Raw genomic sequence first — 12443 nt, 5'->3', positions numbered from 1 at the left:
TTTTCGCGACAGCCTTACACGGACATGATGAATACCAAGACCCCGATCGACTCCTTCAGCTTTCGCCGCATCCTCGCCCGCAACGTCACCTTGCCGCTGCTTATCGGGGTCGTCACGGCCCTCGTGTTTGTCGGCTTGATCGCCTACCTGCTGTCGGCCCTGCGCTCGGTCGAGCATTCCGAACGGGTGATCGGCAATGCGAACGAGGTCATGAAGCTCTCCGTCGACCTGGAAACAGGCATGCGCGGCTATCTGCTGACGGGCGATGAAACGTTTTTGGCGCCGTATAAATCAGGCAAGGCAAAGATCGCCGTGGAAATGAGCACCCTGCTCGAGCTCGTTTCCGACAGCCCCATCCAGGTGGACCGCTTGCGCCGCATCCGCGCGCTGCAAGGCCAGTGGATGGAGTACGCGGAAGCCGTGATCGCCCAGCGCCGCAACAACCAGGAATTCCTCGCGCGCGTGCGCCAAGGCGAAGGCAAGCTGGAATTCGACGAAATCCGCCGCGAATTCCTCACCTTCCTGTCCATGGAGCAGCGCCTGCGCCAGGAGCGGGCCGACTCGGCAGAAGGACGCACCATGCTGGCCGTGGTGGTGTTCCTGATCCTCAGCCTGGGATTGTCCGGCTTGCTCGCCTACCTGGGACGGCGCGAGCTGCTGCGCCTGTCCGATATCTATAACGATGCGCTCGAGCAGCGCGGCAAGGACAACGACGTGCTGCAGGAGCAAGCATGGCTGCGCACGGGACAGACGGAGCTGGCGGCCCACACGAGCGGCCAGCTGGGCCTGCCTCAGCTGGGACGGCACGTGCTCGATTTCCTCGCCCACCGGCTGGAAGTGGCCGTCGCCACCCTGTACGTCGTCGACGAGGATGGCAGTCTGCGCCGCACGGCCGTGTACGGTTTCAACGAACAGGGCGTGAAGGAAAAACAGGTGTTCAAGCTGGGCGAAGGCCTGGTGGGCGAGACGGCGCGCGAAAAGCGCCTCAAGCATGTGCAGCAAGTGCCCGAGAATTACCTGACCGTGACGTCGAGCCTGGGCAGCGGCGCGCCGCTGGAACTGGTTTTGGCGCCCGTCAACAATGAAGGCGTCGTCAACGGCGTCATCGAACTGGGTTTTACGCATCCCGTCAGCGCCCGCGCCAAGGAATGGCTGAACCTGATTGGCGCCAATATCGGCACCTCGCTGGAAGCGGCCCTGTACCGCCAGCGCCTGCAAAATGTACTCGAAGAAACGCAGCAATTGAATGAAGAACTGGAAGTGCAGCAGGAAGAGCTGCGCACGGCCAACGAAGAGCTGGGCGAGCAGTCGCGCGTGCTGGAACAGTCGCAAGCCCACCTGGAAGAGCAAAAGGCGGCGCTGGAGCAGTCGAACGAGCAGCTGGCCGTGCAGGCGCTGTCGCTGGACCAGAAGAACATGGCCATCGGCCAGGCGCACGCCCAGCTGGAAGCACGCGCGGACGAGCTGCAGCGGGCCAGCCGCTATAAATCCGAATTCCTGGCGAACATGTCGCATGAGCTGCGCACGCCGCTGAACAGCTCGCTCATCCTGTCGAAGCTGCTGTCAGACAACAGCAGCGGCAATCTGACGCCCGAGCAAGTGACGTTTGCGCAAACCATCTATTCAGCCGGTAACGACCTGTTGACCCTTATCAACGATATCCTCGACATTTCCAAGGTCGAGGCGGGCAAGCTGGAATTGACGCCGGACGCCGTGCCTTTCGACGAGCTGCTCAGCAGCATGAGGATGCTGTTCGGCGCCCAGGCGCAGCAAAAGAAACTGGTATTTGACGTCAAGGTGGCGCCGGACACGCCGCCGTCCTTCGTCAGCGACCGCCAGCGCCTCGAGCAAATCCTGAAGAACCTGCTGTCGAACGCCATCAAGTTTACCGATGCGGGCACCGTGTCGCTGCACGTGAGCGCCGATGCGGCCGGCCAGGTGCGCTTCCAGGTGCAGGATTCGGGCATCGGCATCGCCGACGACCAGCAGCACAAGATTTTCGACGCCTTCCACCAGGCCGACGGCACCACCAGCCGCCGCTATGGCGGCACGGGCCTGGGCCTGTCGATCTCGCGCGACCTGGCCGCCTTGCTGGGCGGCAGCATCGAACTGGCCAGCACGCCAGGCCAGGGCAGTACGTTTACATTGGTGCTGCCGGCCGTCATGCCGGAACGCACGGTGGAAGCGGCGGCAGTACCCCACGCCGCGCCGCAAGCGCCCGCGAAAGTCGCGGCCGCCGCACCGAAGGCGGCCCCCGCCGCCAAGCCGGTGCCGCTGCCAACCTTCCAGGATGACCGCGATAGCGTGCCCCCGGCCAAGACGGGCCAGCGTTCCGTGCTGGTGATCGAGGATGAGCCGTCGTTTGCTGGCATCCTGTTCGACCTCGCGCATGAAATGCAATACCGCTGCCTGGTGGCGCACGGCGCCGACGAAGGCTTGCGCCTGGCCGAAGAATTCCTGCCCGACGCCATCCTGCTCGACATGGGCTTGCCGGACCGCCCAGGCTTGCTGGTCTTGCAGCAATTGAAGGAAAACCCGCTGACGCGCCACATTCCCGTGCACATCGTCTCCGGCAACGACCAGATCCAGGAAGCCATGCAGCTGGGCGCCATCGGCTACGCCACCAAGCCGCGCACGCGCGAGCAGCTGAAGGAGGTGTTCCGCAAGCTCGAATCGAAATTCACGCAGCAGATGAAGCGCATCCTGCTGGTCGAGGACGACGAACGCCAGCGCGAAAGCGTGGTGCACCTGATCAGCGACAACGACGTGGAAATCACGGCCGTGGCCTTGGGCGAACAGGCGCTGGAATTGCTGAAGACACAGATTTTCGACTGCATGATCATCGACTTGAAGCTGCCCGACATCCAGGGCAACGAATTGCTCGAACGCATGGAGCATGAAGAGCTGTGCTCCTTCCCGCCCGTCATCGTCTACACGGGCCGCAACCTGAGCCGCGAGGAAGAAGCGGACCTGATGAAGTATTCGCGCTCGATCATCATCAAGGGCGCCCGTTCGCCCGAACGCCTGCTCGACGAAGTGACCCTCTTCCTGCACAAGGTGGAATCTGAACTGTCGAGCGAGCGCCAGGGCATGCTGCAGCAGGTACGCAGCCGCGAGCGCGTGTTTGAAGGGCGCAAGATTTTGCTGGTGGACGACGACGTGCGCAATATCTTTGCCCTGACGAATGCGCTGGAACAGAAAGGCGTGGTGGTGGAAATCGGCCGCAACGGCTTCGAAGCCATCAGCAAGCTCAACAGCGTGGACGATATCGACCTGGTGTTGATGGATGTCATGATGCCGGGCATGGATGGCCTGGAAGCGACGCGCCTGATCCGCGCCGATGGCCGCTACAACAAGCTGCCCATCATTGCGATTACGGCCAAGGCCATGAAGAATGACCAGGAAGAATGCCTGCAGGCGGGCGCCTCCGACTACCTGGCCAAGCCGATTGACCTGGACCGCCTGTATTCGCTGCTGCGCGTGTGGATGCCGAAGATGGAACGCATCTGATGCCACGCCACGCGATGGAAGGTTGCTGATGTTCCCGCGCTACACGGATGCGCAACTGCACGCGCTGATGGAAGCGATCTATCAGCGCTACAGCTACGACTTTCGCGACTATTCCCTGCCCTCGCAGCGCCGGCGCCTGAACCAGGCGCTGGAGCGCTTCCATTGCGCCGACTTGCCTGCCTTGCAGCAACTGGTGCTGGACGACGGGGCCGCCTTTGGCAGGCTGCTGCAGATTTTGACCGTGCCCGTCACGCAGATGTTCCGCGATCCGGCCTTTTTCCTCGCCTTGCGCGAGCATGTCGTGCCCGTGCTGAAGACCTACCCGTCGCCGACCATCTGGGTGGCCGGTTGCTGCACGGGCGAAGAGGCGCTGTCGCTGGCCATCGTGCTGCACGAGGAAGGCTTGCTCGAACGCAGCACGATCTACGCCACGGACATCAATCCGCAGGCGCTGGCCACGGCCGCGCGCGGCGTGTATCCGCTGCACCGGCTCGAGGAGTATGGCGCCAATTACGTGGCCGCGGGCGGCCTGGGCCAACTGGACGAGTACTACACGGTCGAGCATGCCACGGCGCGTTTTCAGCAGCGCCTGCTCGACAGGATCAACTTTGCCGACCACAGCCTGTCCACGGACAGCGTTTTTATTGAAACGCAATTGATTTGCTGCCGTAATGTGTTGATTTACTTCAATAAAACCTTGCAGGAGCGGGCCCTGGGCCTGTTCCACGATTCGCTGTGCCACCGGGGTTTCCTGGGCCTGGGCAGCAAGGAAAGCACGCATTTCACGCGCTTTGCCGCCGACTTCGAGCCATTGCCGGGTCCCGAAAAGCTCTACCGCAAGCGTGCGCCGTCGCACGCCGCTTCCCATTACGCTGGACGGCACATGCCAGGAATGAAACATGATGAATGAAACAAGCACCAAACTGCTGATCGTCGACGACTTGCCGGAAAACTTGCGCGCGCTCAATGCGCTGATCCGCGAGAGCGACCGCAGCGTCTACCAGGCATCGTCGGGCGAAGAAGCGCTGGCCCTGCTGCTCGAACACGATTTCGCGCTGGCCATCCTCGACGTGCAAATGCCGGAAATGGATGGCTTCGAGCTGGCGCAATTGATGCGCGGTACGGAAAAGACGCGCCACATCCCCATCGTCTTCGTCACGGCGGCCGGCAAGGAAATGAATTTCGCCTTCCAGGGCTATGAAAGCGGCGCCGTCGACTTCCTGCACAAACCGCTCGACATCAATGCCGTGCAAAGCAAGGTCAACGTGTTCGTCGCCCTGCACCAGCAGCGCAGCGAGACGCGGCGCCAGGTGCAGGCGCTCGAACACAGCCGCCAGCAGCAGGAAGCGTTATTGAAGGAACTGCGCGCCACCCAGGCGGAACTGCAGCGCTCGCTGCGCCTGCGCGACGAATTCATGTCCATGGTGGCGCACGAGCTGCGCACGCCGTTAAACACGCTGTTCCTCGAGACGCAGATGCGCACCGTCAACCTCGAGCGGGGCAACCTGGCCGCCTTCGAGCCTGAAAAGCTGGGCAAGATGGTGGCGCGCGACGGGCGGCAGATCCGCAGCATGGTGCGCCTGATCGACGACATGCTCGACGTGTCGCGCATCACCAGCGGCAAGCTGTCGATCCGCCGCGAAGCCGTCGACCTGACCAGCCTGGTGCGCCGCGTGGCCGACGACCTGGGCCCGTATGCGGCCGCCACGGGCAGCGTGCTGGAAGTGCTGGCCTTCGAGCCCATCCAGGGTTACTGGGACGCCTTCCGCGTCGAGCAGATCGTCGTCAACCTGATCAGCAATGCCGTGCGCTACGGCCAGGGGCAGCCCGTGGAAATCAGCCTGGCGCACACGCAGAACAGCGCCGTCATCGAAGTGCGCGACCATGGCATCGGCATCAACGCGCGCGACCAGGAACGCATCTTCGACGCCTTCGAGCGCGTCATGCACCAGGACCGCACGGGCGGCCTGGGCCTGGGCCTGTTCATCACCAAGCAGCTGGTCGATGCGCATGGCGGCGCCATCACCCTGCAAAGCCAGCCCGGCAATGGCGCCCTGTTCAGCGTCACCCTGCCGCTGGCCGGCAGCTGAGGCCCGCATGAGCAGCACACCCGCCCCCCGCAGCCAGGCCGGCGCCAGCGGCGTCGCCTTCTTGCTGCAACTGGAACGCCGGCTGCGGCTGCTGCAAGACACGGGCGAGATCCTGTCCCTGTCGGCGCAGCTGCTGGGACAGCGCCTGGGCGCCCAGCAAGTGGCCTGTTTCGATATCGACCAGACCCTGCAATGCCCCACCCTGCAGCATGCGTGGAGCGACGGCCTGGCGCCGGGCGCCACGGGCGAATATTTCCTCGGCGATTATGCCGCCCGCCTGGCCGATGCGCTGGCCGCCGGCCAGGCGCTGGCCGTCAGCGATGTGGCGAGCGACCCGCGCACGGCCATGCCGGCCGCGCTGGCCACGTTCACGCGCCTGGACATCCGCGCCTTCCTGAACATTCCCATTGCCAAGGAAGGCCGGCTGGCGGCCCTGTTCGTCGTGCACAGCAGCGCGGCGCGCCTGTGGCATGCGGACGAGATCGAACTGGCAGTGCAAGTGTCGGAACGGGTCTGGTCGACCATCTTGCGGGCGCAGGCGGAATCGCGCCTGCGCGCCCTCAGTGCCAGCATGGAAACGCAGGTGGCCGAGCGCACGCGCGAGTTCGGCCGCACCTGGAACGTCAGCCCCGACTTGCTGGGCGTGCTCAACCTCGACGGCTATTTCGAGCACTCGAACCCCGCCTGGCAAGCCACCCTGGGCTGGTCGGCGGAAGAAATCCGCACGACGAAATTTTTTGAACTGATCCATCCCGAAGACTTGACGCGCACGTATGCGGCCTGGGAAGCGGCCAACCAGGGCCAGCCGGCGCTACGCTTCGAAAACCGTTACCGCCACAAGCTGGGCGGCTGGCACTGGCTGTCGTGGGTGGCCGTGCCCGAAGGCGAGAAGGTGTATTGCAGCGCGCGCGACATCACCGTGGAAAAGAAGCTGGAAGCGGACCTGGCCGCGCGCAACAGCGAGCGCGAGCGGCTGTGGCGCAGCGCGCAAGACCTGATGGTGGCCATCGATGCCGACGGCTGCTTTGCCGCCGTCAACCCGGCCGCCGGCGCCATCCTGGGCTGGCTGCCCGAGGAAATGCTGGGCCGCAGCCTGTTCGACTTCGTGCTGCCCGAGGATGCGGCCGCCACGCGCCAGGCGCTGGCGCAAGTATCGCGGGAAGCCATGCCCAGCTTTGAAAACCGCTACCGGCACCGCGATGGCGGCCACCGCTGGCTGTCGTGGGTGGCGGCCACCGAAGGCGACCTGGTGTTTGCCACGGGGCGCCACGTCACCCTGGAAAAGGAAGCGGAAAGCACCTTGCGCCGCATGCAGGAATCGTTGCGCCACAGCGAGATGGCCCTGCTGCAGTCGCAAAAGCTCGAAGCGCTGGGCAAGCTGACGGGCGGCGTGGCCCATGATTTCAATAATGTGCTGCAAATTATCTCGGGCAATCTGCAACTGCTGCAGATGACCCTGGACGGCGACCCGCTGGCCGCCAAGCGCATCGCCAGCGCCTCGTCCGCCGTGGAACGGGGCGCCAAGCTGTCGGCCCAGTTGCTGGCCTTTGCGCGGCGTCAACCGTTGAAGCCGCTGGTGACGGACCTGGCGCAACTGCTGCGTTCGACGGAAGAGCTGCTGCGGCGCGCCACCGGCGAAACCATCGAGACGCGCTGGCTGCTGGCCGACGACTGCTGGCGCGCCCTGGTCGACCCGCACCAGCTGGAAAACGTCATCCTCAACCTGGCCATCAACGCGCGCGACGCGATGGCTGGCCAGGGCCAGCTGACCATCGAACTGAGCAACAGCGTGCTGGGCAGCGACTACGCGGCGCGCCATGCGGACGTCACGCCTGGCGACTACGTGCAGCTGGCCGTCTCGGATACGGGCACGGGCATTCCGGCCGAGCTGCTGGACAAGATTTTCGAACCGTTCTTCACGACGAAAAGCGAGGGCGAAGGCACGGGACTGGGCCTGTCCATGGCGTACGGCTTCCTGCGCCAGAGCGGCGGCCACCTGACGGTCGACAGTTTGCCAGGCCACGGCAGCACCTTCCGCATCTACCTGCCGCGCTCGCTGGAAGCGGAAACGGAACTGCCGCTGCAACTGGGCGGTCCTGTGCTGGGCGGCAAGGAAACCATCCTCGTCGTGGAAGACGACGTGCAGGTGCAGACGACGGTGGTGGACATGCTGCGCGGCCTCGGCTACGTCGTGCTGCGCGCCAGCGATGGCGAAAGCGCGCTGGCCATCGTCGGCAGCGGCGTGCCCATCGACCTGCTGTTTACGGACGTGGTGATGCCGGGCAAGGTGGCCAGCACGGAACTGGCGCGCCAGGCCCGCCTGCTGCTACCGCAGCTGGCCGTCTTGTTTACCTCGGGCTACACGCAGGACGCCATCATGCAGGGCGGCCGATTGGAACCGGGCGTGGAACTGTTGAGCAAGCCTTACCGGCGCGAGGACCTGGCGCGGCGCATCCGCCACCTGCTGGCCAATGGCCGCCACGTGACGGCCCTGCACCAGTACCGCGCGCAGCTGGCGCCGCAGCCCGCTCCGACGCGGCCGGAGGGAAGGCACATCCTGCTGGTGGAAGACAATGCCGATGCGCGCGCCATGACGAGCGAACTGCTGGCCATGCTCGGCCACACGGTACTGGCCGTGGGCACGGCAGAGGAAGCCTTGCCGCTGCTGGCCACGCCGGGACTGGAACTGCTGCTGACCGATATCAGCCTGCCGCAGATGTCGGGCGCCGAGCTGGCCGAACTGGCCGCCCGCGAGCAGCCGCAGCTGGAAGTGGTGTTTTCCACCGGCCATGCCCCCGCCAATTCCGGCGTGCTGGACCCGCAGGCGCGCTTTCTGGTGAAACCATTTACCGTCGAGCAATTGCAACGGGCCTTGCTGCCGCCAGGTCAGTAGACGTCGAGCTGGCGCGCCTTCAGCGCGTTGGCCAGTTCCTCCAGGCCAAACGGCTTGCGCAGGAAGCGCGCGCTGGCGTCCTGCATCAGGCTGGCGCCCCAGTCGTGTCCGGAAGCAAACACCACGTCCAGCTGCGGCCAGTGCGCGCGCGCATGGCGCGCCAGTTCCAGGCCGGACATGGTGGGCAGGCTGATATCCGTCACCAGCACGTCCAGGCCAGGCATGGCCAGGAGCGGCATGGCCGCCTCCGCGCTGGCCACGCCGTGCACGGTGTGCCCCAGCATATTGAGCATCTCGGTGGTCATTTCGCGCGCATCGTCATTGTCTTCCACCAGCAGGATGCGCCGCCCGGACGGGTCGGGCGCGCCCACCAGGCGGCGGTCGGCCAGCAAATGGCGGATGCGCCGCGCCAGGTCTTCGCGCTGGTAGGGTTTACTCAACAGTTCCACGCCCGGGTCCAGGCGCCCGCCCCGCATGATGGCGTTATGCGTATAGCCCGAGGTAAACAGCACGGCCAGCTCGGGCAGCAGCAGCCTGGCTTGCTGCGCCAGCTCCTTGCTGCTGACGGGACCCGGCATGACGACGTCCGTAAACAGCAGGTCGATGGCCACGCCCGTGCCCAGCAGGGCCAGCGCCGAGGCGCCGTCGTCCGCATGCAGCACGTCGTAGCCGAGGCCGCGCAACATGTCGACCACCGTGTGCTGCACGGGCGCATCGTCTTCCACCACGAGGATGGTCTCGCCGCCGCCCAGCACGGGGCCCGTCAGGCCCGGCGGCGGTTCGGCCAGCTTTTCCAGCGAACGGGGCAGATAAATCTTAAACGTCGTGCCCGCACCGGGCGCGCTGTGCACCTTGATGTGGCCCGCGCTCTGGCGGATGAAGCCGTACGCCATGGACAGGCCCAGGCCCGTGCCCTCGCCTTCCTTTTTCGTCGTGAAGAAGGGTTCGAATATCTGGTCGATCACGTCGCGCTCCATGCCGTGGCCCGTGTCCGTGATGGTCAGCAGCACATATTGCCCCTCCAGCACATCGGCATGCAGGCTGGCATAGGCGGCGTCGAGCGTGACATTGCTCAAGGTAAACGTGAGGCGGCCGCCCTTGTCCATCGCGTCGCGCGCGTTGATGGCCATGTTCAGCAGCACATTTTCCATCTGGTTCGGGTCGACCAGGGTATGCCACAAACCCTCGCTGATGAAGGTTTCCTCGGCAATCGCCTCGCCCAGGGCGCGGCGGATCAGCTCGTGCATGCGGCGCAGCAAGCGGCCCAGGTCCGTCACCAGCGGCTTCAACGGTTGACGCCGCGCAAAGGCCAGCAGTTGCGACGACAGCTTGGCGCCCCGCTCGACGGCCGAGGCGGCCGAATCGAGGCGCCTGGCCGCCTGCGGATTGTCGGCCACCGTCAGCTTCAGCAACTGCAAATTGCCGGAAATGATTTGCAGCACGTTGTTGAAATCGTGGGCCACGCCGCCCGTCAGCTTGCCGATCGATTCCAGCTTTTGCGCCTGCAACAAGGCTTGCTCGCTGCGCACCAGCGCCAGACGCGCCTCTTTCTCATCGGTGACGTCGCGGCCGATGGCGTGGATCAGCTTTTGCGCCGGCACGGCCGTCCAGGAAATCCAGCGGTAGCCGCCATCGCGCCGGCGGTAGCGGTTTTCCATGCGCAAGGTGGGCGCGCCGTGGGCCAGGCGCGACAAGTCCTGCAGGGCCGCCATGCGGTCGTCGGGATGCACGAGGCTGATGAAATCCATGCCCAGCGATTCGATTTCCGGCCGCTCGAGAATCTTGCTCCAGGCGGGATTGACGGCGATGATCATGCCGGCCAGGTCCGCCACCAGCATGATGTCGGTCGACAGCCGCCACATGCGGTCGCGGTCGGCCGTGCGGTTGGCCATTTCCAGTTCCAGCGAGGAATTCAGGTAGGCCATCTTTTCCAGCACGTTCTTTTGTTCCTGCACGTCCGTATTCGTGCCCACCCAGCGCAGCACCTTCCCCGCCTCGTCGAACAGGGGCAAGGCGCGCGCCAGGAACCAGCGGTAAGCGCCGTCGCTGGCGCGGCGCAAGCGGAACTCGTGTTCGTAGGCGCTGGCCGTGGCGACGGCCCGTTCCCAGCTGAGCTGCGTGGCCTGCACGTCGTCCGGATGCACGCAGTGGCGAAAGCCGTTCGATACGAGCGACTTCATCGATTGCCCCGTGTATTCGCACACCTGTTCGTTGACCCAGTAGGTGGCGCCGCTGCCATGCGCCAGCCAGGCCTGGTTGGGCATGGTCGAGGCGAGCGAACGGAACTGCGCCTCGCTGTCGAGCAAGGCATTGCGCGCCTGCCAGTGCTCGTCGATATCCTCGCACGAGCCATACCATTTCACGGGCTTGCCCCGCTCGTCGAGCCGGCAGTACGCGCGCGAATGTACCCAGCGGTACAGACCGTCCTGCCGGCGCACGCGCATTTCCGCGTCAAAAGGCTGGCAGCTGCCCACCGCTTCGCTCCACGCCGCCAGGGAATGGGGCACGTCCTCGGGGTGGATGGCATCGAGCCAGCTGGTACCGAGGCCGCTGCCGCCCGTCCATTCACGCCAGCGCTGCGCCACATAGTCGAGCTTGCCGTCGACGTCGGCCGTCCACAGCACTTGCGTGTTGAGTTCTATCGCGTAATGAAAGTGTTCGCGGCTGTCGTGCAGCGCCTGTTCCAGCTGGCCCCGCTCGATGACATGCGCGGCCACGCGCGCGGCCAGCGCCAGCAGTTCGATTTCGGGTTGCGTGGGATGGCATGGCGCCTGGAAAAACAGGCCCAGCACGCCCAGGATATGCCCCTTGGCGCCAAACACGGGCGCGACCCAGCAGGCGCGGTAGCCGTGCAGCATGGCTTCCTTGCGTCCCGCGCTCCAGTGCACGTCGCGCGTGATGTCGCCGCAATACACGGGCGCGCCGGAAAAGGCCGCCGTGCCGAACGGGGACGGCTGGTCGCCGCCGTGGCGCAAGGCCAGGCACAGGTCTTGCGGCAGGCTGGGCGCGGACAAGCCGCAAAAGCGGTCGGCCTCGTCGATGAGCACGAGGCAGGCATGCGCGCCGCCCTCGGCCAGGTCTTGCAGCGCCAGCAACAAGTGTTCCAGAGCATGGGCCAGGTCGGCGCCTGCCGCGATGCTGCCCAGCGCACTATGCTCGGCGTCCAGCAAGGAAAGAATGTTGTTTGCGTGCACCGTGTCGATAAGGGGAAAACTGATGCCGAAATATACCATGGGGCAACGCTCTTGCAGGAGGAAAACAGCGCGTTGCTTGATCTCCGCGGCCACGCGGCCCTATGCTAAAGTGTTGCTCTCTTCTCAAGCGAATCCCAGCATGCCTACCTCCTTGCCGTCCTCCCTGATCGCCACCGCCCTGCTCGCCTCCGTCCACGGCGCCGTCGCCGCCCCCATGAGCCTGGACGACTACCTGGCCCTGAACGGCCCCGCCCCCACGGCGCAGATCGCCTATGGCCCCGCGCCATCGCAATACGCGCAGCTGTTCCAGCCCGAAGGCAGCGGCCCGTTCCCCGTCGTCGTGCTCGTCCATGGCGGCTGCTGGACGGTGGCCTTCGGCGGCATCAAACAGATGCGCAACGTGGCCGGCGCCCTCGTGGCGCAAGGCATCGCCGTGTGGAATGTCGAGTACCGCCGCGTTGACGAGCCAGGCGGCGGCTATCCGGGCACCTACGAAGACATGCACGCGGCCCTGGACAGCCTGCAGCAGCACGCGCCCGAATACCAGATCGACACGCGCCGCATCCTCGCCATGGGCCACTCGGCCGGCGGCCAGCTGGTGCAATGGATCGCCGGCCGCGAAAAACTGCCAAAGACCAGCCCCCTGTACCGCGACACCTACTTGCCAGTAAAAAATATCCTGAGCCTGGGCGGCCTGGCCGACCTGCGCCACGAAAAGGAATTGATCAAGACCAGCTGCGAACGCGACATCGCGCA

The 12443-nt window shown here is 65.2% G+C and carries 6 protein-coding genes; 5 read left to right on the top strand and 1 reads right to left on the bottom strand.

Going from position 1 to position 12443, the window contains the following annotated elements:
- Window positions 1–27: 27 nt before the first annotated feature.
- From AC0V2Y_RS21865 to AC0V2Y_RS21850, 4 genes are read left to right on the top strand one after another with little or no spacing between them, the layout of a single operon-like run.
- Window positions 28–3510, top strand: coding sequence for a response regulator (locus AC0V2Y_RS21865; protein ID WP_475413834.1), 3483 nt, complete (start codon window positions 28–30; stop codon window positions 3508–3510).
- Window positions 3511–3538: 28 nt separating this feature from the next.
- Entirely contained in the window at window positions 3539–4420 is an 882-nt protein-coding gene (locus tag AC0V2Y_RS21860) for a CheR family methyltransferase (protein ID WP_475413835.1), read from the top strand.
- Entirely contained in the window at window positions 4410–5600 is a 1191-nt protein-coding gene (locus tag AC0V2Y_RS21855) for a hybrid sensor histidine kinase/response regulator (RefSeq protein WP_475413836.1), read from the top strand. Before AC0V2Y_RS21860 ends, AC0V2Y_RS21855 begins: the two co-directional genes overlap by 11 nt.
- Window positions 5601–5607: 7 nt before the next feature.
- The gene (locus AC0V2Y_RS21850; protein ID WP_475413837.1) at window positions 5608–8493 is read left to right on the top strand and encodes a hybrid sensor histidine kinase/response regulator; all 2886 of its coding nucleotides are present in this window, start codon (window positions 5608–5610) and stop codon (window positions 8491–8493) included.
- Here the strand turns inward: AC0V2Y_RS21850 and AC0V2Y_RS21845 are convergent.
- Window positions 8487–11726, bottom strand: coding sequence for a PAS domain-containing protein (locus tag AC0V2Y_RS21845; protein ID WP_475413838.1), 3240 nt, complete (start codon window positions 11724–11726; stop codon window positions 8487–8489). The genes AC0V2Y_RS21850 and AC0V2Y_RS21845 overlap by 7 nt on opposite strands.
- A 100-nt stretch (window positions 11727–11826) precedes the next feature.
- On the opposite strand from AC0V2Y_RS21845, the gene AC0V2Y_RS21840 reads away from it, so the two are divergent.
- On the top strand, window positions 11827–12443 hold a 617-nt coding region (locus AC0V2Y_RS21840; protein ID WP_475418368.1), incomplete at its 3' end, for an alpha/beta hydrolase.

The organism is Janthinobacterium sp. BHSEK (assembly GCF_056174685.1).
Note: the sequence above shows the minus strand (reverse complement) of the source record. Positions and strands in the feature narration are given on the sequence as shown.